General features: G+C 60.8%; 21 protein-coding genes. 16 read left to right on the forward strand and 5 right to left on the reverse strand.

What is annotated here, in order from left to right; genetic code table 11:
• Nucleotides 1–8: 8 nt before the first annotated feature.
• The 13 genes from BLW69_RS02060 (at nt 9) to BLW69_RS02125 (ending at nt 13,873) form a co-directional block, all read left to right on the forward strand.
• Nucleotides 9–686: a phosphoribosyltransferase gene (locus BLW69_RS02060; RefSeq protein ID WP_092659634.1), complete on the forward strand. Its 678-nt coding sequence runs from the start codon at nt 9–11 to the stop codon at nt 684–686.
• 246 nt (nt 687–932) lie between these two features.
• Nucleotides 933–1,982 carry a dipeptidase gene (locus BLW69_RS02065; RefSeq protein WP_092659636.1) on the forward strand — a complete coding sequence of 350 codons (1,050 nt, stop codon included), beginning with the start codon at nt 933–935 and terminating at the stop codon, nt 1,980–1,982.
• A gap of 67 nt (nt 1,983–2,049) precedes the next feature.
• Nucleotides 2,050–3,708 carry an ABC transporter substrate-binding protein gene (locus tag BLW69_RS02070; RefSeq protein ID WP_092659638.1) on the forward strand — a complete coding sequence of 553 codons (1,659 nt, stop codon included), beginning with the start codon at nt 2,050–2,052 and terminating at the stop codon, nt 3,706–3,708.
• A gap of 19 nt (nt 3,709–3,727) precedes the next feature.
• On the forward strand, nt 3,728–4,792 hold the full coding sequence (locus BLW69_RS02075; RefSeq protein ID WP_092659639.1) for an ABC transporter permease: 1,065 nt from the start codon (nt 3,728–3,730) through the stop codon (nt 4,790–4,792).
• Nucleotides 4,789–5,718 carry an ABC transporter permease gene (locus BLW69_RS02080; RefSeq protein WP_062582012.1) on the forward strand — a complete coding sequence of 310 codons (930 nt, stop codon included), beginning with the start codon at nt 4,789–4,791 and terminating at the stop codon, nt 5,716–5,718. Before BLW69_RS02075 ends, BLW69_RS02080 begins: the two co-directional genes overlap by 4 nt.
• A gap of 19 nt (nt 5,719–5,737) precedes the next feature.
• Nucleotides 5,738–6,607 carry an ABC transporter ATP-binding protein gene (locus BLW69_RS02085; RefSeq protein ID WP_244508763.1) on the forward strand — a complete coding sequence of 290 codons (870 nt, stop codon included), beginning with the start codon at nt 5,738–5,740 and terminating at the stop codon, nt 6,605–6,607.
• Nucleotides 6,604–7,353, forward strand: coding sequence for an ABC transporter ATP-binding protein (locus tag BLW69_RS02090; protein ID WP_092659641.1), 750 nt, complete (start codon nt 6,604–6,606; stop codon nt 7,351–7,353). Before BLW69_RS02085 ends, BLW69_RS02090 begins: the two co-directional genes overlap by 4 nt.
• Nucleotides 7,354–7,443: 90 nt before the next feature.
• Entirely contained in the window at nt 7,444–8,970 is a 1,527-nt protein-coding gene (locus BLW69_RS02095) for an ABC transporter substrate-binding protein (protein ID WP_092659643.1), read from the forward strand.
• 647 nt (nt 8,971–9,617) lie between these two features.
• Nucleotides 9,618–10,568, forward strand: coding sequence for an ABC transporter permease (locus tag BLW69_RS02105; protein WP_092659647.1), 951 nt, complete (start codon nt 9,618–9,620; stop codon nt 10,566–10,568).
• Nucleotides 10,565–11,383, forward strand: coding sequence for an ABC transporter permease (locus tag BLW69_RS02110; RefSeq protein WP_092659649.1), 819 nt, complete (start codon nt 10,565–10,567; stop codon nt 11,381–11,383). The genes BLW69_RS02105 and BLW69_RS02110 overlap by 4 nt, the downstream gene beginning before the upstream one ends.
• A 33-nt stretch (nt 11,384–11,416) precedes the next feature.
• Nucleotides 11,417–12,814, forward strand: a complete 1,398-nt coding sequence (locus BLW69_RS02115; protein WP_092659651.1) for an amidase — start codon at nt 11,417–11,419, stop codon at nt 12,812–12,814.
• Nucleotides 12,815–13,070: 256 nt separating this feature from the next.
• Nucleotides 13,071–13,421: an ElaB/YgaM/YqjD family protein gene (locus BLW69_RS02120; RefSeq protein WP_062461311.1), complete on the forward strand. Its 351-nt coding sequence runs from the start codon at nt 13,071–13,073 to the stop codon at nt 13,419–13,421.
• A gap of 5 nt (nt 13,422–13,426) precedes the next feature.
• A complete protein-coding gene (locus BLW69_RS02125) occupies nt 13,427–13,873 on the forward strand; it encodes a hypothetical protein (protein WP_113469344.1) in 447 nt (148 codons plus the stop codon).
• Between the two features lie 237 nt (nt 13,874–14,110).
• Here BLW69_RS02125 and BLW69_RS02130 read toward each other — a convergent pair whose 3' ends face one another.
• Complete coding sequence (locus BLW69_RS02130) at nt 14,111–14,677, reverse strand: RNA polymerase sigma factor (RefSeq protein ID WP_062461307.1); 567 nt, start codon at nt 14,675–14,677, stop codon at nt 14,111–14,113.
• The gene (locus tag BLW69_RS02135) at nt 14,674–14,856 is read right to left on the reverse strand and encodes a NepR family anti-sigma factor (RefSeq protein ID WP_062461941.1); all 183 of its coding nucleotides are present in this window, start codon (nt 14,854–14,856) and stop codon (nt 14,674–14,676) included. The genes BLW69_RS02130 and BLW69_RS02135 overlap by 4 nt, the downstream gene beginning before the upstream one ends.
• Nucleotides 14,857–15,024: 168 nt before the next feature.
• Here BLW69_RS02135 and BLW69_RS02140 point away from each other — a divergent pair, with 168 nt between their 5' ends.
• Nucleotides 15,025–15,819, forward strand: coding sequence for a response regulator (locus tag BLW69_RS02140; protein ID WP_062461304.1), 795 nt, complete (start codon nt 15,025–15,027; stop codon nt 15,817–15,819).
• A gap of 381 nt (nt 15,820–16,200) precedes the next feature.
• Nucleotides 16,201–17,142, forward strand: a complete 942-nt coding sequence (locus BLW69_RS02145; protein ID WP_244474087.1) for an HWE histidine kinase domain-containing protein — start codon at nt 16,201–16,203, stop codon at nt 17,140–17,142.
• Nucleotides 17,143–17,556: 414 nt separating this feature from the next.
• Here BLW69_RS02145 and BLW69_RS02150 read toward each other — a convergent pair whose 3' ends face one another.
• The 3 genes from BLW69_RS02150 to BLW69_RS02160 all read right to left on the reverse strand — a co-directional run bounded on the left by BLW69_RS02150 (nt 17,557) and on the right by BLW69_RS02160 (nt 21,366).
• The gene (locus BLW69_RS02150) at nt 17,557–18,483 is read right to left on the reverse strand and encodes an ABC transporter permease (RefSeq protein ID WP_092659653.1); all 927 of its coding nucleotides are present in this window, start codon (nt 18,481–18,483) and stop codon (nt 17,557–17,559) included.
• Nucleotides 18,476–19,486: an ABC transporter permease gene (locus BLW69_RS02155; protein ID WP_092659655.1), complete on the reverse strand. Its 1,011-nt coding sequence runs from the start codon at nt 19,484–19,486 to the stop codon at nt 18,476–18,478. The genes BLW69_RS02150 and BLW69_RS02155 overlap by 8 nt, the downstream gene beginning before the upstream one ends.
• 170 nt (nt 19,487–19,656) lie before the next feature.
• Nucleotides 19,657–21,366, reverse strand: a complete 1,710-nt coding sequence (locus BLW69_RS02160) for a peptide ABC transporter substrate-binding protein (RefSeq protein ID WP_092660974.1) — start codon at nt 21,364–21,366, stop codon at nt 19,657–19,659.
• Nucleotides 21,367–21,687: 321 nt separating this feature from the next.
• Between BLW69_RS02160 and BLW69_RS02165 the strand changes: the two genes are divergently transcribed.
• Nucleotides 21,688–22,851 carry a M20 aminoacylase family protein gene (locus tag BLW69_RS02165; RefSeq protein WP_092659657.1) on the forward strand — a complete coding sequence of 388 codons (1,164 nt, stop codon included), beginning with the start codon at nt 21,688–21,690 and terminating at the stop codon, nt 22,849–22,851.
• The last annotated feature ends 18 nt before the right edge of the window (nt 22,852–22,869 follow it).

The following is a 22,869-nucleotide window of genomic DNA, read 5'->3' on the forward strand; positions in this document are numbered from 1 at the left end:
GGGCGTTCATGCAGCCGCACGACTTCTGGCAGGATATCCATCCGGCGGGCACGTTTTCGGGCGAGGCGCCGTTTTCAGGGTTCTTTCCCGTCAGTCTCGATGACGGGCAACAGCTGCGCCTGCCGATCCGACCGCTTTCCGACGGCAAACACGCACTCGCCTCGCTGATCATCAACCAGGCGAGTTTCGAGGTGCAGGATGCGCTGGCGGCGGATCTCGCAAAGAAACTCGAACCCTACCGCCCCGAGGTGATCGTCGGCCTGCCGACGCTTGGCCTAACGCTCGCCTCAGCCGTCGCCCGCGCGCTCGGCCTGCCACGCTACGTTCCCCTCGGGACCTCCAGGAAATTCTGGTACGACGAGACGATGTCCGTGCCGCTGTCGTCGATCACCACACCCGACCAGGTGAAGCGCCTCTATGTCGATCCGCGCATGCTGCCTCTCATCACGGGCAAGCGCGTGGTGCTGGTGGACGACGTCATTTCCTCCGGTACCTCGATCGTCGCCGGTCTGACGCTGCTGGCGTCGCAGGGCATCGAACCGGTCGCGATCGGGGCGGCAATGCTGCAATCGGTGCGCTGGCATGACAGGCTCGACGGGTTCGGGGCCGAGTGGCGGGAGAGGGTTGTAGGGGTGTTTGGGACGCCGATGCTGGTAAGGGCGGGTGAGGGGTTGTGGGGTTTGTGATGTCTGTCCAAAAAGTGTTCTCTCACGCGAAGGACTTCGCGCGGCTGGGTTCCTGTGACGAGCAAAGTGATGAGGGAGCTTGTCACAGGAATCCAGTGCCATCGCGTCCGCAATGCGGGGAGCTCTTGATTGGCTATGATTTCGACAGGTGCATCAGAGCGCATTTCCACCTTGCGAAACACGGCCGGCGGGATAGGATCGCGATCACCCACCGCTTCTGACAATCACGATATCGGGAATGAAATCATGCAATTGGTGTTCGACGGCCATAACGATGTGCTTTTGCGGCTCTGGCGGAACATGAAGGCTGGTGGGGATCCGGTGGCGGAGTTTGCCGGGGGGACGGCGGGGGGGCATATCGATGCGCCGCGGGCGAAAAAGGGCGGTCTCGTCGGTGGGCTTTGCGCCATCTACATTCCCTCGGGCGATCTGGTTCTGTCGGATCCGGATGCGGACGGACATTATGCGACGCCGCTGGCAGCGCCGCTCGACTATGCGCCGTCGCTCGATATCGCGCTGGAAATGGCCTCCATCGCATTGCGGCTCGACCGGGCCGGGGCTTGGCGGTTGTGCCGGTCCGTCAGCGAGATCCGCAAGGCGGTCGAGGACGGCGTGTTTGCGGCGGTGATGCATATGGAGGGCTGCGAGGCGATCGATGCGGATCTTGTCAATCTTGACGTGTTCCATGCGGCGGGCCTGCGGTCGCTCGGTCCCGTCTGGAGCCGCCACAACATCTTTGGCCATGGCGTGCCCTTCGCGTTTCCGATGACGACCGATACGGGGCCGGGGCTGACCGATGCGGGCTTCCGGCTGGTGAAGGAATGCAACCGGCTCGGGATCGCGATCGACCTTTCGCATATCACCGAGAAGGGGTTCTGGGATGTGGCGAAGACCACCGACCAGCCGCTGATCGCCAGCCATTCCAACGCGCATGCGCTGACGCCGGTTGCCCGCAACCTGACGGACAGGCAGATGGACGCGATCAAGGAAAGCGGAGGTCTGGCCGGGCTGAACTATGCGGTAACCATGCTGCGGCCCGACGGGCGCGACGATGCGGCGACCCCGCTTTCCGACATGGTGCGCCACATCAACTACATGGTCGAGCGGATGGGGATCGACTGCGTGGCGCTCGGATCGGACTTCGACGGCGCCACGATACCGCAGCAGATCAGCGATGCTGCAGGCAATCAAAATCTGGTTGCGGCCCTCAAAACTGAGGGATACGCTGACGAGGATCTCGCAAAGCTTTGCCGTGAAAACTGGTTGAGGGTTCTGGGCAAGGCTTGGCAGGAATAGGCTCGGAAGACGGGCTTCGAACGGGTTAGAAACAGGCTTCCGCAACGTACGGAACAGGGGAAATCATATGCTTCATCTTCGCTCCCACACTCTTCGAATGCTGTCGGCGACCGCCGCGCTGTCGCTGCTTTCGTTTGCCGCACCCTATGGTCTTTCCGGAGAGGCGATGGCCGCAACGCCGGCCGATACGCTGGTCGAAGGCTTTGCGATCGACGACATTATCAGCATCGATCCGGGCGAAGCTTTCGAGCTTTCGGCGGCTGAAGTGACCGCCAACAGCTATAGCAAGCTCGTGACGCTCGATCCGTCCGACACGTCGAAGGTGATCGGCGATCTCGCCGACAGCTGGACGGTGTCCGACGATGGCATGACCTATACGTTCAAGCTGAAGCCCAACCTGAAATTTGCGTCCGGCAACCCGATCACCGCAGAAGACGTCGCCTTCTCGTTCGAGCGCGCCGTCAAGCTCGACAAGTCGCCGGCGTTCCTTCTGACCCAGTTCGGCCTGAAGGCCGACAACGTCACTGAGAAGGCGAAGGCATCCGGCGCCGACACGTTTACCTTCGTGGTCGACAAGGCCTATGCGCCGAGCTTCGTGCTGAACGTGCTGACCGCAACAGTGACCGCCGTGGTCGACAAGAAGGTGGTGATGGAGCATGCGAAATCCGTGACCCCGACTGCCGAATACAAGTTCGACACCGATTTCGGCAATGAATGGATGAAGACCGGCTATGCGGGGTCCGGCCCGTTCAAGGTGGTCGCATGGCGCGCCAACGAGGCGGTCGTGATGGAAGCCAACCCCAATTATTACGGCGAGAAGCCGAAGCTGAAACGGGTCATCTACCGCCACATGAAGGAAAGCTCGGGCCAGCGCCTGGCGCTTGAGAACGGCGATATCGACGTCGCCCGCAATCTCGAGCCGAACGACATGGACGCCGTGTCGAAGAAGGAGGGCATCTCGCTCACCTCAGCGCCGAAGGGCACCGTCTACTATTTCAGCCTCAACCAGAAGAACAAGAACCTCGCCAAGCCGGAAGTGGTCGAGGCGATGAAGTATCTGGTCGACTATGATGCGATCGGCGCGACGCTGATCAAGGGTATCGGCGAAATCCACCAGACCTTCCTGCCGAAGGGCCAGCTCGGCGCTCTCTCCGACAACCCCTACAAGCTGGATGTGGCGAAGGCGAAGGAACTGTTGGCCAAGGCGGGTCTTGCCGACGGCTTTACGGTGACCATGGACGTGCGCAACACGCAGCCGGTGACCGGCATTGCCGAAAGCGTGCAGCAGACGTTGGCCCAGGCCAATATCAAGCTGGAAATCATTCCGGGCGACGGCAAGCAGACGCTGACCAAGTACCGCGCCCGCACCCACGACATCTATATCGGCCAGTGGGGTTCGGACTATTTCGACCCTAACTCGAATGCCGAGACGTTTACCGTCAACCCTGACAATGCCGATACGGGCACTACGAAGACGCTCGCCTGGCGCAATGCCTGGGACGTGCCGAAGGAACTGTCGGACGCCAGCAAGGGTGCACTTCTGGAAAAGGATGCCGCCAAGCGCGCTGCCACCTACGAAGACCTGCAGAGAAAGGTTCTGGCCACCAGCCCGTTCGTGATCGTCTTCCAGCAGACGGAAGTGGCCGGCTATTCATCCAAGGTGAAGAATTATAAGCTCGGCCCGAGCTTCGACACCAACTTCGTTGCTCCGGTCTCGAAGGAATAGCCGATAGGGGACGATTTCCTTGACGCTTCCTGATGTAACGACTGTGACACGGCGCAACAGGCGCCGTGCTCCCTCCATTGTCAAAGGTACGCTGCGGTTTCTCATCACCGCGGCGACCACTTTTCTCGGCCTGTTGGCCGTCACCTTTTTCATCGGTCGCGTGGTGCCGATCGATCCGGCATTGGCGATCGTCGGTGACCGGGCTCCGGCCCATGTGGTGGAGCGGGTGCGCGAGCAACTAGGCCTCAACCTGCCGCTTTATCATCAGTTCTGGATCTACATAAAACAGGCGCTGACCGGCGATTTCGGCACCTCTGTGCTGACGACGAACCCTGTGATGACAGATATCGCCCGGGTGTTTCCGGCAACGATCGAGCTTGCCACGATCGGCACGCTGATCGGTGCCGTCATCGGCGTGCCGCTCGGCGTGCTGGCGGCCGTCAAGCGGGGCTCGATCGCCGACCAGATCGTGCGTATCATCGGCCTGATCGGCTATTCGGTACCGATCTTCTGGCTGGGACTGCTGTCGCTTGTCGTGTTCTATGCGAAGCTCCGCTGGGTCGCCTATCCCGGCCGTATCGACATCGCCTACGAATACACGTTCACGTCCGTGACCGGCTTCTTCCTCGTCGATGCCATCTGGCAGGGGGAGTGGGAGGTGGTGTGGGACCTGTTCCGTCACATCATCCTGCCCGGATGCCTGCTCGGCTATTTCTCGCTCGCCTATATCAGCCGCATGACGCGCTCGTTCATGCTGACCGAGCTTGCGCAGGAATACGTGGTTGCGGCGCGTGCCAAGGGCCTGTCGGAAACGCGGATCATCTGGTTCCACGCGCTGCGCAACGCGGCCGTGCCGCTGATAACAGTCATCGCACTGTCCTATGCGGGGTTGCTTGAAGGCTCGGTTTTGACTGAAACCATCTTCTCCTGGCCGGGGCTTGGCCTCTACATCACCAACTCGCTGCAAAATGCCGACATGAACGCGGTGCTCGGGGGCACACTTGTGATCGGCATGGTGTTCGTCGCCATCAACCTGTTTTCCGATCTTCTCTATCGGACGCTCGACCCGAGGACGCGCCGATGAGTGTCGTTGAACCGTTGAAACCCTATAGCCGGGCGTGGCTGCTGTCCGACCGGCCGACCTCCCGCCATCAGGCCCGCGTCGGCCGCGCCTATGTGGTCTGGCGGCAGTTTTCCGAAAACCGGCTGGCACTGCTTGGCCTGTTCATCATTCTGGGCCTGATTTTCATCGCCATCTTCGCCAACGTTCTTGCGCCGCATAACCCGGTGCAGGGCGACCTGCGCAATTCGCGGCTGCTGCCGCCGGGTTCGGCCGGCTTCCTGCTCGGCACCGACGACCAGGGCCGCGATATCCTCTCGCGGCTGCTCTACGGGTCGAGACTGACGCTGTTCGTCGTGGTGCTGGTTGCGGTCATCGCCGCGCCGGTCGGGCTGATCGTCGGCACCGTCTCGGGTTACGCCGGCGGATGGGTGGATGCGGTCCTGATGCGGATCACCGACATCTTTCTCGCCTTTCCGAAGCTCGTTCTGGCGCTGGCGCTGGTCGCGGCATTGGGACCCGGCATCGAGAACGCGGTGCTTGCCATCGCGGTTACGTCCTGGCCGCCCTATGCGCGTATCGCCCGCGCCGAAACGATGACGTTCCGCAACTCGGAATTCATTTCGGCCGTGAAGCTGATGGGTGCGTCGCCGTTTCGCATTGTGCTGCGCCACGTCATGCCGCTCTGCATGTCGTCGCTGATCGTGCGCGTCACGCTCGATATGGCAGGCATCATCCTGACCGCCGCCGGCCTCGGCTTTCTGGGTCTCGGCGCACAGCCGCCGCTGCCGGAATGGGGTGCGATGATCGCATCCGGTCGTCGCTTCATTCTCGACCAGTGGTGGGTAGCCGCCATGCCCGGTATCGCCATCCTGATCGTCAGCCTCGGCTTCAACCTTCTCGGCGACGGATTGCGCGATGCGCTGGATCCGAAGGAGGCCGGACAATGACGGAGAAAGGCCAATGATGATGGGCAATCCTTCCGTCAACATGACTGATGCCACCGAGGCGCCGCTGCTGGCCGTCGACGACCTGCGCGTGACGTTTCCGACCCGCACCGGCGAGGTGAGCGCGGTGCGCGGTGTTTCGTTCACGCTCGGCAAGGAACGGCTCGGCATCGTCGGTGAATCCGGTTCCGGCAAATCGCAGACCGGCCGCGCCATCATGGGGCTGACTGCCGGCCATGCGAAGATCACCGCGAACAAGCTGGAATTTCGAGGTCGCGATCTTCTGTCGATGCCGAAATCGGAGCGGCGGCATATTCGCGGCAAGCAGATCGCGATGATCCTGCAGGACCCGAAATATTCGCTCAATCCGGTCATGACCATCGGCCGGCAGATCGTCGAAACGCTGAAGACCCATGAAAAGCTCTCGGGATCGCAGGCCAAGGACCGCGTGATTGCGATGCTCGAAGCGGTGCAGATCCGCGATCCGGGCCGCGTCTACGATCTCTATCCGCACGAGGTTTCCGGCGGCATGGGGCAGCGGGTAATGATCGCGATGATGCTGATCTGCGGGCCGGAGCTTCTGATCGCTGACGAACCCACCTCGGCGCTCGACGTGACCGTGCAGCTCGACGTTCTCGACATTCTCGACAAGCTGGTGTCCGAGCGCGGCATGGGGCTGATCTTCGTGTCTCACGATCTGCGTCTGGTCTCCTCCTTCTGCGACCGGGTGCTGGTGATGTATGCCGGACGGGTGGTGGAGGAACTGGCGTCTGCCGATCTTTCCAAGGCCAGCCATCCCTATACGCTGGGGCTACTCAATTGCCTGCCGACGATAGGCTCGAACCGGCATCCGCTGCCGGTGCTCGACCGCAAGCCGGAGTGGTCGCTATGAGTGCCATGATCTCCATCAGGGACATGCTCGTCACCTATGACGATTTTGCAGCTCTCGATCATGTCAGCCTGGATGTGGAAGAGGGCGAAAGCTTTGGCATCGTCGGTGAATCGGGCTCGGGGAAATCGACGCTGCTGCGCGCCGTTTCCGGGCTGGCAGGGTTCGACAGCGGCACGCTGACGGTCGCGGGGAAGACCTATTCGGGGCAGAGTAGGACCAAGGAATTCTACCGCACCGTCCAGATGGTGTTCCAGGATCCCTACGGCTCCCTGCATCCCCGACAGACGGTGGACCGGCTGCTGTTGGAGCCTCTGGCGATCCACGGTTTTAGCGACGTCGATGTGCGGATTGCCCGCGCGCTGGATGAGGTCGGGCTGGGAGCGGGTTTCCGCTTCCGGTATTCGCACCAGCTTTCCGGCGGCCAGCGGCAGCGCATCGCGATTGCCCGGGCGCTCATCCTCGAACCGAAGATCCTGCTGCTGGACGAGCCGACTTCGGCGCTCGATGCGTCGATCCAGGCGGAAATCCTCAATTTGCTGGAGCAGGCAAAGCGCGACCGCGGATTGACCTTTGTGATGGTCAGCCATGATCTCGGTGTGATCAGCCATATGTGCGGCCGTCTAGCGGTGATGAAGAGCGGCAAGGTGGTGGAAACCGTGCCGGCGCAGGCGCTGGAAAACCGCGAATTCTCGGCGGATTACACCCGACAGCTGCTGGTGGCGAGCGAAGGCTTCAGCCGCGGCTAATCCTTGTGGCGGGCGGCAGATTGCTATTGTGCACCTGCGAAATGCCCGTAAGATCGCGGTTAAGAGATCAATAAGCAGGGGAACAATGCCATGAAGACGGTTGCTGGTTGGGGTGTGTTTTCGCGCCGGAGCGTGATTGCGGCGTCTGTTGCGCTTGGCCTTGCCGCCTCGATGGGAAGCGGGGCGTTTGCCGCGGCAAAGACGTCGGTCACGATCGGCATGACGATCGAACCCATCGGTCTCGATCCGACGATTGCCGCCCCTGTGGCGATCGGCCAGGTGAGCTGGCAGAATATCTTTGAGGGCCTGACGACGGTAGACAGCGCCGGCAAGGTGCAGCCGCAGCTTGCGGAAAGCTGGGAGATTTCCCCGGATGGGAAGACCTATACGTTCAAGCTGCGCCAGGGCGTGACCTTCCACAACGGCGTCGCCTTCGACTCGTCGGTTGCGAAATTCACGATCGACCGGGCTCGCGGCGCCGACAGCGTCAATCCGCAGAAGCGCTATTTCGCCTCGATCGAGACAGTGGAGACGCCCGATGCCGCAACGCTGGTGCTGAAGCTGAAGCAGCCGGCGGGCAGCCTGCTCTACTGGCTCGGCTGGCCGGCATCTGTCATGGTCGAGCCGAAATCCGCTGCCGACAACAAGACCACGCCGGTCGGCACCGGTCCGTTCAAGTTCGTGTCCTGGCAGAAGGGCTCGAAGGTCGATCTGGCGAAGAATGCGGAATACTGGAACAAGTCCGTTTCGGTGAAGCTCGAGACAGCGGTTTTCCGGTTCATCGCCGATCCGCAGGCGCAGGCAGCGGCCCTGAAGGCCGGCGATGTCGACGCGTTTCCGGAGTTCGGCGCGCCGGAACTGGTCTCCTCCTTCGAGGGCGACACGAAGCTCACGACCGTGATCGGCAATACCGAGCTCAAGGTCGTGGCTGGCATGAACAATTCGCGCAAGCCATTCGACGACAAGAAGGTTCGCCAAGCGCTGATGATGGCGGTGGATCGTGCGACCGTTGTCGAAGGTGCATGGTCGGGTTACGGCACGCCGATCGGCAGCCACTACACGCCGAACGACCGCGGCTTCAAGGACCTCACCGGCGTCTACCCCTACGACGCCGAAAAGGCGAAGGCGCTTTTGAGCGAGGCCGGATATCCGAACGGCTTCTCCTTCACCATGAAGGCGCCGCAGATGGCCTATGCGCAGCGCTCGTCGCAGATCCTGCAGGCGATGTTTGCCGAAATCGGCGTGACGATGAATATCGAAACGACCGAGTTTCCCGCAAAATGGGTATCGGACGTGCTGAAAGCCGGCGACTACGACATGACCATCGTTGCCCATGCGGAGCCGATGGACATCGATATCTACGCCCGCGACCCCTATTACTTCCACTACAAGAACCCCGCCTTCAACGAGATCCTCGCCAAGGTCGAGGCGACCGCCGATCCTGCGGAACAGGACAAGCTCTACGGCGAGGCGCAGACGATCCTCGCAGAGGACGTGCCGGCACTGTTCCTGTTCGTAATGCCGAAGCTCGGCATATGGGACGCGAAGCTGAAGGGGCTGTGGGAGAACGAGCCGATCCCATCGAACGTGCTGACCGAGGTGTTCTGGGAAGAATGACGATGCGTCTCGCCGTGATCTGCGCCGGTGACGTTTCCGACAACGCGAGAGGCGTTAAGCTTTGCGATGAGGTGGCCTTGGGAAAGATGGGGCTTAATCGCGGATGACTGAAATCCCCCTCTGGCCTGCCGGCCATCTCCCCCACAAGGGGGGAGAAGGTATGCGGCACCCGATTGCCTCGATCGTGGCCCGGCGGTTCGGCCGGGTGATATTCCGAGGGGAAACCGCAGGAGTGATCCAGATGTGGCCGCGCACTTTTTGGGAGTGGGTTCTCGTTATCTTCGTGCTCGGAACGGCAGCTGTTTTCATTCTCGTCCCAGCCTACGCAATGATCTTCATCACTATTCATGGCTACTGATGATGATCCTATTAGCAGTAGGGGAGCAGGGACGTGCCTCAAGTGAGCAATATGCCTGGATCGAGGGAGGTGCTTCAGCAGAGGCGTCGGGAGGGTACGGCATTGGTCCTTCTCCCCGCGCGGGGAGAAGCTGCCGGCAGGCGGATGAGGGGTGGGATGCAGCAGGAACGTGCGGAATGTGGATCCAAGCCGCCCAGGCGGAACTCGGGGACTGTCTGCCTCGCATCTGTGAGCTCTCCCTCATTCCTGTGCACGTCACAGGAATGAGGGATCTTGGAGGGTGTGCCCCATGATCTCCATCCTTATCCGGCGCATCCTGTCGCTCGTCGTCACGCTTCTCGTCGTGTCGTTGCTGATCTTCGTCGTCATGGGTCTCTTGCCGGGGGATCCGGCGGCGATTGTGCTCGGGACGTCGGCAAGCCCGGAGACGCTGGCGGCGCTTCGAACCCAGATGGGGCTCGATCAGCCGCTGCCGGTGCGTTATCTCGCCTGGCTCTGGGGTGTTTTTCAGGGCGATTTCGGGCAGTCCTATACCTATGGCGTGCCGGTCGCGGGGCTGATCGCGGAGCGGCTGACGGTGACGCTGCCGTTGGCGCTGATGGCGGTTCTGATGTCGGTCGGAATTGCCGTGCCACTCGGCGTGCAGGCCGCGAAAAAGCATAACGGCATGTTCGACGCCGTTGTCGGCGCAGTCTCTTACGTCAGTATCGCGGTGCCGGCCTTCTGGGTGGGGCTGCTGTCGATCATCCTGTTTTCGACGCTGCTCGGCTGGATGCCGGCAGGTGGATTCCCGGGCTGGGACGCGGGGCTGCTGGCCGGGTTGCAGGCGTTGCTGCTGCCAGCGATCGCGCTGGCGCTGCCGCAGGCGGGCGTGTTGACACGCGTTGCGCGGGCCGCGGTGCTGGACGTGATGAACGAGGATTATGTGCGCACCGCCCGCGCCAAGGGGCTGGGCGAGGGGGCGGCACTCTGGCGCCATGCGGTGCCGAATGCGCTTGTGCCTGTGGTGACGATGATCGGCATGCAGTTCACCTTTCTGATCGCCGGTGCAGTGCTGGTCGAAAACGTCTTCAACCTGCCGGGTCTGGGAAGGCTTGCCTACCAGTCGCTGGCGCAGCGTGACATCGTGGTCATGCAGGACGTCGTCCTGTTTTTCTCAGCCCTTGTCATCGTCGTCAATTTCCTCGTCGACCTTCTTTACCTGGTGATCGATCCGCGGCTGAGGGTGGGGGTGAGATGAGGCAACTTCTGCGCCGTCCCGTTCTTCTTGCCGGGCTTGTCGTGACGCTGTTCCTGTTTCTGGTGGCGTTGCTTTCGCTGGTCTGGACGCCTTATCCGCCGTCGAAGATGAACATCGTCCACAAGCTGAAGCCGCCATTCGAATTCGGCCTGCTCGGGACCGACCAGTTCGGACGCGATGTGGCTTCCGCGCTGATGGTCGGCGCCTGGAATTCGCTGTCGACGGCGCTGCTTGCGGTGGCGATCGGTGCCACGATCGGCACGGCTGTCGGCACGGTGGTGGCGATGCGGCGCGGCTGGGTGGAGCAGATCGTGATGCGCGGCTGCGATATCATCTTCGCGGTTCCGCCAATCCTGTCGGCAATGATGCTCGGCGCCTTTATCGGATCAGGCCGGTTCACGGCGGTCATTGCCATTGCCACGTTCATGGTGCCGGTGTTTGCGCGGCTGACGCTTGCCGCGGCGCGCCAGATCTGGACGCGCGACTATGTAGCAGCGGCTATCGGCATGGGGCGTTCGAAGCTGAAGATCACGTTCGTCCACATCCTGCCCAATATTTCGAACCAGATCATCGTGCAGGTGACGATCCAGCTCGGTCTCGCGATCCTGACCGAGGCGGGGCTTTCCTATCTCGGGCTCGGCATGCCGCCGCCGAACCCGACCTGGGGGCGTATGCTTGCGGATTCGCAGACGTTCCTTGGACAAGCGCCTTGGCTCGCCTTGATGCCGGGTCTGGCGATCGCGATCGCGGTGCTGGGCCTCAACATGCTCGGTGATGGTCTGCGCGACCTTCTCGATCCGCGCTCGACACCCTGATTTTTAAACGACGACCTGAGTGAAAGACTTTTCATGAACGCCCTTTTGAAACTGACGATCCGGGACATTCTTTCTCTTTATGCGCAGAAGAAGCTTTCGCCGCTGGAATACTGGGAGGTGGTCGAGGCACGGGTTGCGGCGTTCGAACACCAAGTTCAGGCGCTCTACCTCTACGATCCGGAAAGCGCACGGCAACAGGCGAAAGCCTCCACCGAGCGCTGGGCGAAGGGCGAGACGCTGGGGATGCTCGACGGCATTCCGGTGACGATCAAGGAACTGATCGCCACGAAAGGGCATCCGGTGCCGCTCGGGACCGCCGCGACGGAGCTGACGGCGGCGGCCAGCGATGCGCCGGCCGCTGCACGGCTGCGCGAGGACGGCGCGGTGATCTTCGCAAAGACCACATGTCCCGATTACGGCATGCTGTCGTCAGGGCTTTCCAGCTTTCACCCCTTAAGCCGCAATCCCTGGAACCTGACGCAGAACCCGGGCGGATCCAGTGCCGGCGCGGCGTCGGCTGCGGCTTCGAGCTTCGGACCCCTGCATATCGGCACCGATATCGGCGGTTCGATCCGGCTGCCGGCCGGCTGGACGGGGCTTTTCGGCTTCAAGCCCAGCCAGGGCCGCATTCCGGTCGATCCGTTCTTTGTCGGGCGCTGTGCCGGGCCGATGACGCGGACGGTGGACGACAGTGCGATCGCCATGGCGACCCTGTCGCGCCCCGACTGGCGCGACGCGACATCGCTGCCGCCCAACGCCTTCGACTGGGTGGATCTCGACATCGACGTCAAGGGGATGAAGATCGGGCTTATGCTGGATGCGGGCATCGGGATCTCTCTCGACGACGAGGTCCGCGCGGCGGTGACGGCTGCGGCAAAGCGGTTCGAGGCGGCGGGGGCCGAGATCGTGGAGGTTGCGCCCGTCATGACGCGGACGATGCTGGACGGGCTCGACAGTTTCTGGCGGGCGCGGTTCTGGGGCGATATCGAGACGATGCCGGACGAGCGCAAGGTGCAGATCCTGCCCTACATCTTCGAATGGGCAAAGGGCGGGGCTTCGGTTTCCGGCGTCGAGGCGGTGCGCGGTTTCAACCAGACGAACGAGATGCGCAAGGCCTGTGCGAGACTCTTCTCCGGCGTCGATGCGGTTTTGTCGCCGACCAACCCGATCGTCTCCTATCCGGCCGACTGGGCATCGCCGACCAACGATCCTCTGAAACCGTTCGAGCATATCGGCTACACGGTGCCGTGGAACATGTCGGAGCAGCCGGCCGCCTCGATCAACTGCGGTTTCTCCCGCAGCGGAATGCCAATCGGGCTGCAGATCGTCGGGCCCCGGTTCGCAGACGTGCTCGTTCTGAAGCTGTCGCATGCGTTTGAGCAGTGGACCGGCGGCGTGACCAACTGGCCAGAGCCGAGACTTACGCCCTGATCTGCGCATCGAGTGACGGTCCGAGCGCAAAAATCGGCGATGGAACCTTCACGGTTTCGCCGCGTTTCATTTTGGCAGACGAATGCGTGCACTTTGCGTCTGGTGGAGTATGATGTGCGAGAGGCAACCTTTCGAACATGACCGGGCCTGATATCCCGATCTTCGCCAAGCCTCACAGTTTGCATGTCGTTTGAACCTTTCCGCAAAGCCCGCGCCTTCCGCGCGGCGCCAAGATCCGTAGAAACAGGAGATCTCCATGGCCGCAGCTACTTCCACGAATGCCGAAATTGCCCGCGCTCGCACCGCCGCCGGTGCTGCTACGACGTCTGACATCGAAGCGCAGCTGCAGCAGCTCCGCGAAGATATCTCGTCGCTTGCCAAGACCGTCGGCGCCGTCGGCAGCAGCACGGCGAGTGAAGTGAAGGGCAAGGCCCGTCGCGCCGCATCCGATGCGACCGATGCGTCCATGCAGATGGTTGAAGCTGCCCGCGAGCAGGCGATCTCGTTCGAGCGCGACCTGGAAGCGAAGATCCGCAAGGCACCGATCCAGTCGATCGCGATCGCAGCCGGCGTTGGCTTCGTCTTCGCTCTTCTGTCGCGTCGCTAAAGATGATGGGCCTTGGTCCCCTTATCGCTTCGTTTGCCGCGATGGATATCGCGGCATTTACGGAGCGGCTGAAGCGCAACATCATGCTGTATGGGCTCGCTGCACTTTTCGTGCTGACGGCCTATGTGCTGGGCGTTGCGGCACTTGCCGTTCATCTGTCGCAGTTCTGGGGCCTTCCCATAGCGCTTCTGGTGGTTGCAGGCGGCGCGCTGCTGCTGGCCGTTATTTTCTACCTTTCGGTGACGCTCACCGCGAGAGCGGAAGTCAAGCGCAAGAAGCAGGCAGTGGCCGCCAATAGCGGCAAGACGCTGGCTTTGACGGCAGCACTCACAGCGGTTCCGCTTCTTCTGAAGTCGAAGCCCCTGATGTTTGCATCGATCGCGGGGGGCCTCGGCTTCCTCGCCCTGAGCGGTGGCAGGACGCGTCGTCGCTTTACAAATCCTGGAGAGTAACACCAGCCGTTACTCGTCTTTCGATCATCGAGCTGCCGGACAAATTCCGGCAGCTTTTTTTGTGTCTTGTCGGATTGTCATGAGGCTCTGGTCGACGCTCGCGCGGAGCGAAGGGATGCGTGCTATTCAGAATTCTGCAAACACGGGGGAGGGCAGTTGTCTGGCGCTACGCGAAACACACAAAAACGCCGCCCGTGAAGGCGGCGTCTATGAGTTTACATGCAGTTCGCCGAACCCTCAGCCGCCGAAGGCGCGGGACGTGATGGCTGCGTCACCGGCATCCGGGCCATAATCGACCTCGCCGGATACGCCAAGCAGCTCCTGCAAGCGGGTACGAGCGCGCGAGACACGGCTCTTGATCGTGCCGACAGCGCAACCGCAGATCTCCGCCGCTTCCTCATAGGCAAAGCCTGCTGCGCCGACGAGAACAATCGCTTCGCGCTGATCGTCCGGAAGCTTGTCGAGCGCTGCACGAAAGTCCTGCAGGTCGAGGCGACCATACTGTTCGGGGTGCACGGAAAATCGTTCGGAGAACAGGCCGTCGCTGTCTTGCACTTCGCGGCCACGCTTGCGCATCTGGCTGTAGAATTCGTTGCGCAGGATCGTGAACAGCCAGGCCCGCATGTTAGTGCCGGCCGTAAAGCTCTTCTGGTTCGCCCACGCCTTCATGATCGTGTCCTGGACAAGGTCATCGGCCTTGTCGTGACGACCGGTCAGCGAGACGGCAAAAGCGCGCAGGTTCGGCAGCGATGCCAAAAGGTCGCGCTTAAAAATGCGATCGTCGTTGTCTTCTTCCTTGCTCATTTCGCATCCACCGACTTGGCGTTGCGCTCGGCATGGTCGAGCCGTTCGAGCAGATCGAGGAAGCGATCGGGGATACCCTCCTCCTGGACTGCGTCATAAAATTCACGCAGTTTGCGAGAGATCGAGGCGTTGGGAGACACTGACCCAGGCCTTGCTTCTTGAGATTGGCTTGTTGTCATGTCATCTTTTTTTGTGTTGTCGTCACTCATCACTCAAATGGCCTGTTCGATATCGTCACCTCACAATTCGCGGATCGAAAAAAAGTTCCACCCTTGCGGAACTTTTTTTAAGTACCCACGTTATTAGTCCGTCAATTGCCCTCATTGGGTCCCGGGGAGTATTTTTTTATGTCACTGACCTCACGCGTTGCGTCTCATCTTCCATATCTGCGCCGCTATGCGCGGGCCGTTACCGGATCGCAGACATCGGGAGACGCCTATGTCGCGGCGGTCCTCGAGGCCCTGATCGCGGACGTCTCCATCTTTCCGGAGTCGTCTAAGGATCGTGTATCGCTTTACAAACTGTTTGTCGCAATTTTTGGTTCCACTTCAATCGAGATCCGGCCGATCGACTCGCCGTTTGCTTGGGAACAGCGCGCAGCGGCTAACCTTTCGAACCTTCCGTCGCAGTCCCGTCATGCCTTCCTTCTGATTTCGGTCGAAGGCTTCACGATTGAGGAAGCGGCTGAAGTTCTCGATATCAGCGTTGGTGAAGTGAACAAGCTTCTCGATGAAGCCTCGCGCGAAATTTCCCGCCAGGTCGCGACCGATATCATGATCATCGAAGACGAGCCGCTGATCGCGCTCGACATCGAGCAGATGGTACAGGACCTTGGTCACCGCGTCACGGGTATCGCCCGTACCCACAAGGAAGCGGTATCGCTGTTCCAGACATCGCAGCCGAAGATGGTTCTCGCCGATATCCAGCTGGCGGACGGAAGCTCCGGCATCGACGCGGTCAACGAGATCCTGAAGTCCTCCAATGTCCCTGTGATCTTCATCACGGCATTCCCGGAGCGTCTGCTGACCGGCGAGCGGCCTGAGCCTGCTTTCCTCGTCACCAAGCCTTTCAATCCGGATATGGTGAAGGCTCTGATCAGCCAGGCCTTGTTCTTCAATGACGCGGTTAAGGCTGCTGCCTGATCTATCTGCCATCGATCGATTTCAGGCAGGAACAAACCCCAAAGAGAGGCGTTCTGGGATATCGGAACGCCCCGCTTGCTTTCCCGTTATGATGCCGAGCGATGTCTTCCCTTGATTTAAAGCGTCCGTGGGATACTTACCTGCGGATATTGAAAAAGAGATTTGGCCTGGTTGGTACGTCTCGTTAGAGCTAAGGATTACCAAAGGGTTGGGTTGTTTCGACAAGACCGACACTTTATAAGATTTTGAACTTGAATGAGTTGCGGAAGTCTATATTCAGACTTCCGTTCGCCTGGAAGTCGCAACGGAGTTTACCAAGTGACGCATCCGCTGACATGGCAGCAAGCTGGTCAGAGTGATGACAAGTTGCGTGAGTTTTTCATGCCAGCGCTGATTGATCTCGGCGCATGCATCATTATCCAGGACACCCAGCAGAATTACCTTCTCGTTGCCAACCTGCCTCAGGTCTGGTCGCTTCAAGGCGTGGATGCGCCAAGCGATGCGAGCCTGTTCGGCGACGACGTGGCCGCGAAACTCCACACGCTGAAATCGGAAATGACCGAGCTTGGCCGCAAAGGCCATATCGAGGTCACGGCGGGTTCGGACCAGGTCTTCGAATTCCGCGTCCAGGCCGTCGGCGTCGAAGGCGGGAACCTGCATCTGGTCACCACGATCAATGACCGGTCGGAAGAGCGGCATCGTGAGCGGTTGCTCCGGGCCTTGCTGCGCGAAGTCAGTCACCGCTCCAAGAACCTGCTTGCGATCATCCAGAGCATCGCGCTGCAGACGGCGCGCTATTCAGGGTCGCTCGATCTTTTCCTGCACAAGTTCCGTGGGCGGCTCTATTCGCTGTCGCAGAGTCAGGACCTTATCACCGATTCGAGTTGGCGCGGCGCCTATCTTTTCGATCTGGTTCAGCAACAGACCGAAAAGTATCTTCCTGATAACAAGCATCTCGTCCGCATGGGCGGTGACAACGTGCTGCTGACGCCCAATGCATCGCTGCATGTGGGGCTGGCACTGCACGAACTGGTGGTCAACGCCGTCAGTCACGGCTCCGTCATGCGCAGCCGCCTGCCGATCGAAGTGGCGGCCAACCGGGTGCACGTGGATGGGCATGACGTTCTTGAGATCGTCTGGGACGAGGCGTTGATTGAAAACGACAGCGTCGACGTCAGCGAGGACGGGATGCGATCGCATTTCGGCAGCACCGTTCTCGAACGGGTGGTACCTGCGTCCGTCAACGGGAAGGCACGATATGTGATCTCCAACGATCGCATTCAGTACCGCCTGAGCTTTCCGCTCGAAGGCGCCAGCGACTAAAGGTCGGGCCAACCAATTCCCCACATGATGCGAAGGCCCGATGATCGAAGCATCGGGCTGTTCGCGAATGTCGAGCCACGGGGATAGCCCCATGCGAGGCTCGTTGCTTGGCGCCATGTTTTCACGTCACAAGGGAACAAGTCGTGCCGGCGATAGCGGCTGCCCAAAACGGAGCTGGCTCGGTTCCACTAGGGAGCCGAGCCAGTTCTTCTCTTCGAGGGGGATTGAAGAGTATGTCCGAAGGCTCTTTGTAGGGCGGGGGACGGGGGGTCGCCTTCAGACATCAGTAGAACGGGCGTCCGGGAATTAGGTTCCGGCATATTTTCAAAAAATCGAAGAAAAAATGAGAGCGGACGACGCAACGGAAAACGGCGGCTTTCGCCGCCGTTCCGGGTCGTATCTGGAGCGCTGAAATCAGCGCTTCAGGGTTCTCGGATCGAGCGCATCGCGGATTGCATCGCCCATGTAGTTGACGCTCAGAACCGTTGCAGAAATCGCAAGGCCTGGCCACAGCACGCGTGATGGCGTCAGCTGCAGGAAGTTGGCGCCGTCAAACAGCAATCGTCCCCATGTCGGAAAATCCGACGGGAAGCCCAAGCCGAGGAAGGACAGCGACGATTCCGTGATGATGGCCGAGGCGATCCCGAGCGTCGCAGACACCATGATCGAGGACAGGACGTTGGGCAGGATATGCCGCAGCACGATCCGGTATTCCCGCATGCCGCTCGATTTCGCCGCCAGGATGAATTCCTGGCTTTTGACCGCAAGCACATCGCCACGCACGATACGTGCCGTGTGCATCCAGCTCGTGACGCCGATGACGACCACGATCAGGATGAAGATGCCGGTCTCCGGTCCGAAGGCTGCGCGCAGCGTATCGCGGAACAGAAGCAGGATCACGAGCAGGAGCGGCAGAAGCGGCAGGGCCAGGAACAGGTCCGTCAACCGCATCAACGGCCCATCCAGCCTGCGAAAGTAGCCCGAGAGGACCCCCACCAGCGTGCCGAGGAAGAGCGCGAGCAGCATGGCGGTGATGCCGACCGCAAGCGAGATGCGGCCGCCGGCCAGAACCTGGGCCAGCATGTCCTTGCCGAGATTGTCGGTGCCGAACGGATGCGCCAGCGATGGCCACTGGTTCTTCTCGCGGATGTTCAGCTGGTTGGGCGCGACCCTGTGGATATAGGGGCCGACATAGACAGCCAGAACGATGAAGGTGAAGACGATGAGGCCGGCGACGCCGCCCTTGTGCGCCCTAAACTGCCGCCACATGTCGGCCATCGCGGAGCGTGTCGGGGATGACGCCCTGGCGGGTGCGGGGTTTGCGATTGTCGCGTCAGTCATACCGGATCCTCGGGTCAAGAATGCCGTAGAGAACGTCGGCGATTAGGTTGAAGAGTACGATCAGCACCGCGAAGATGAAGGTCAGTGTCTGAACGAGAGGAATATCGGCGCCCTGGACGGCGACGATCAGCAACTGCCCCAGCCCGTTCACGCGGAAGATCTGTTCGGTGATGATGGCGCCGGAGAAGATGGTGGGTACGCCGAGCGCAATCACCGTCACGACCGGGATCAGGCTGTTGCGCAGAACGTGGACGAGCAGCACGACGTTTTCCTTGACGCCCTTGGCGCGGGCGGTGCGGACATAGTCCTGATGCAGGTTGTCGAGCATCGACGCGCGCACGAAGCGGGTAATCTGGGACGCGTTGTAAAGCGCCAGAACCGCGACCGGCATGGCCATCTGCTTTGCCTGTGCAACGAAGGTGGCAAAGCTCGTGACCTGCAGATTGGTGTCGTAGACCGACGGGAACCACTGGAGGTAGGACGAGAAGATGACGATCAGAAGCACGCCGGTGAAGAAGGTCGGCACCGAATAGCCGACCATCGAGACGAAGGTGCCGACCTGGTCGAAGATCGAATACTGCTTGTAGGCGGAGACGACGCCGATCGGAACGGCGATCAGAATGCCGAACAGATAGGCGAGGCCAATGACCCAGAGCGTCTGCGGCAGGCGCTGGACGATGAGATCAACGACAGGGCTGCGCGTTGCCCAGGAGAGGACACGCATGCGCTGCCCATCGCCGAACTGCCAGCCTGTGAGGCGTTCGATAATATTCAGCGGCTCGTTGATGAAGAATTGCTGCAGCCAGTAGAGATAGCGCAGGAGGAAGGGCTGATCCATGCCGAGCGAGGCACGGATCTGTGCGCGGACTTCCGGCGGGATCGTCAGGGGCAGGTCGCCAGTCGGATCGTTTGGTGCCAGATCGAGCAGCGCGAAGATGACGAAGCTGATGATCAGCAGGGTCGGTATTGCGAAGAACAATCGTCGCAACGTGTATGTGAACATGTACGAATTTCTCCAGACGACGCCGGATCATGCCGCAGAATGCGGTGATAGGGCGCGAAGTCCTGATGTGCCGCATCAGATTTTCCCGGGCCGATGAGCCCCGGGAAGATCATGCCATACGAAGCGTGAGACAGAGCGCCGGCAACCGCTGAGGGCTGCCGGCTGTCTCCTTACTTCTTGCGCGACCAGTCTGCGATGTTCCACACCTGGCTGTCCCAGGAGTTCATCTTGATGCCGTCGAGCGTGAGCGCGAAGGACGACTGGTCACCGCGGTGGACGAGCGCGATATGTGCGCCTTCCTCGGTCAGCATGTCGTTGAGCTGCTTGGCGATTGCTGCGCGCTTATCGAGATCTGCGGTTCTGGACAGTTCGCTGACCAGCTTGTCGTAGTCAGGGTTGCAGTAGCGCGGGATGTTCTGCCCCTGCCAGCCGTTTGCCGGACCGGGGATCTTGTCGCACAGCCATTCCGCCATGTACTTTTCAGGATCGGTGCCATCGAAGTTGTTGGTGTACATTTCAACGTCGGCATAGAACTTCTGGAACGTGTCCGGGCTTGCCGGGTCGCCACCGAAGAAGACGGAGGCAGACGCGTTGCGGAGTTCCGCATCAACGCCGATTTCCGCCCACATCGCCTTGACCAGTTCCTGGGTCGCCTGGCGAACCGAGTTGGTCGAGGTGGAGTAAAGGTAGGAAAGGCGTACGCCATCCTTGGCGCGGATGCCATCGGAACCCTTCTTCCAGCCGGCATCTTCGAGCAGCTTGTTGGCACCCTCGATATCCTGCTTCAGGCACCAGCTGTCGTTCTTGGTGGAAGCAACGACTTCCGGAGCGGGCAGGATGTTGCAGGTGGCCCTGCCGGACTGGCCGTAGCCGGCCTCGACGATGATGTCGCGGTCGATGGCAAGCGACAGTGCACGGCGAACGGCCGGATCCTTGAGCGACGGATGCGGGCCGGCTTCCTTGGTGGAGCGCTTGGCGCCCAGCGAAGGATCTGCATTGAAGTGGTTGAGGTTGATACGCTCGACCTGGGTGCCGAACGAAATTTCAAGACGGCCCTTGCCGGCAGCGAGCATGGTCTGCAGCACTTCAGGCTCGACCTGGGCATTCCAGGCGTAATCGTATTCGCCGGTTTCAAGCACGGCGCGGGCAGCAGACGCAGCGTCGCCACCGCCCTTCAGCGTGATCGAGGCGAAGGCTGGCTTTGCCGGATCGCGGTAGTTCGGGTTGGCCTTGAAGGTGATGACGTCGTTCGGCTTGAAATCGGCGACCATGAAGGCGCCGGTGCCGATCGGACCGAAGTTGGCGGCCGTGCAGCCGGGAGCCTTGGCGCCGACGCAATCCTTGAACTGCTTGGCCTGGATGACCGGCGACTGGGCGCCCACAAAAGCCGAATAGGGGTAGGGCTTGGGCTCGGTAAAGGTAATCTTGACGGTGTTCGGGTCGATCGCCTCGACGTTCTTGACGCCTTCGTACTGAGCCGCCTGGGCGCAGCCGCCATCCGGCGCCGTGCAGTATTTCCAGGTGAAGATCACGTCTTCAGCGGTAAACGCCGTGCCGTCGGACCATTTGACGCCCGGCTTGATCTTCCAGGTCATGCTGAGAAGGTCTTTTGCCACGCCGCCGTTTTCGACGGTCGGGATCTCGGTCACCAGCCACGGAACCAGTTCACCCTTCTCGTCGTAGCGGGCAAGGGGCTCAATCACGATCGAGGACGCATAGACTTCCTTCGTGCCGGCGGAAAGATACGGATTCAGCGTGGAAACCGCCTGCCAGAACAGGGCCTTCAGGTCTCCGTCAGTGCCGCGCTCGGCGTGGGCTGCGGTGCCACCCAGGGCGAGCACGGCCACCGTGCCGACCAATAGGTGCTTCAACTTCTTCATGCTGCTATTCCCCTTGATGTTGATTTGTCTCGATTTTAGTGCCCGGATCGCCCGTTTGCCGGTGTCGATGCCGTCGAGCTGCATGGCGCCCTGTCTTCCCTGGCGCGTCGCAGATTAGAATTCCCGCATCCTCCTGAAAAGTAAGTCAGATATTACATTTGATACCCGCAATATGCCGAGGTGATCAAAATTTGAGCCATCTAAGCATAGGCCTATTTTGTGTTCAAGGGCGAAAATTGACGCTTGCAAATTCCGACGAAGCCGTCGCAATATCGCAGCCTTCGAGACTGGAAATACCAATAAATCTAGAGGATTGCCCAAATGCCTGTCATCAATCGCGTCGCCGAAATGCAGGATCAGGTTGCAGAATGGAGACGCCATCTGCACAAGAATCCGGAGCTTCTCTACGACGTTCACTACACATCCGCCTTCGTTGCCGAGAAGCTGAAAGCCTTTGGTTGCGACGTGGTTGAGAGCGGCATCGGCAAGACGGGCGTCGTCGGCATCATCAAGGGCAGCCAGGGCGATGGCCCGGTTATCGGCTTCCGTGCCGACATGGATGCGCTGCCGATTCTTGAGACATCGGGCGTGCCGTGGGCTTCGAAAACACCGGGCAAGGCGCATTCCTGCGGCCATGACGGACATACCGCAATGCTTCTGGGTGCGGCCCAGTATCTCGCCGAGACCCGCAATTTCAAGGGTTCCGTCGCTGTGATTTTCCAGCCGGCCGAAGAGGGCGGTGCGGGCGCACTTGCGATGATCGAGGACGGAATGATGGATAAGTTTTCCATCAAGGAAGTCTACGGCATGCACAATGCACCGGCGCTCCCGGTCGGCAGTTTCTCGATCCGCAAGGGCGGCATCATGGCGGCGGCCGATACGTTCGAGATCAACATTTCCGGCCGTGGCAGCCATGCCGCCCAGCCGCATCTGTCGATCGACCCGGTACTGACCGCGTCGCATGTGGTGATCGCGCTACAGTCGGTCGTTTCGCGCGAGACGGATCCGCTCAAATCCCTCGTCGTCACCGTCGCTTCCATCCATGGCGGCCAGGCGAGCAACGTCATCCCGGCCTTCGTGACGCTGGCCGGTACCGTGCGCACGCTTCTACCGGAAACCCGCGACTTTGCCGAAAAGCGCCTGAAGGAAGTGGCTGAGGCAACCGCAATCGCACATGGTGCTACGGCCGAGGTCGTCTACAATCGCGGCTATCCGGTCACCTTCAACCATGACAACGAGACCGATTTTGCTGTCGGGATCGCCTCGAAAGTGGCGGGCCAGGGCAAGGTCGACGCCAATGCGGCACCGCATATGGGCGCTGAAGACTTCTCCTACATGCTGGAGCAGCGGCCGGGTGCCTTCATCTTCCTCGGCAATGGCGATACCGCCAATCTTCACAATGCGGCCTACGACTTTAACGACGAGGCCATTCCCTATGGCGTGAGCTACTGGGTTTCGCTTGCCGAAACGGCGCTCGCCGCCTGATCGTATCCTCTTCCGACC

The sequence above is a fragment of the Rhizobium sp. NFR12 genome (assembly GCF_900108545.1).
GTDB classification, from domain to species: Bacteria; Pseudomonadota; Alphaproteobacteria; order Rhizobiales; family Rhizobiaceae; genus Neorhizobium; species Neorhizobium soli.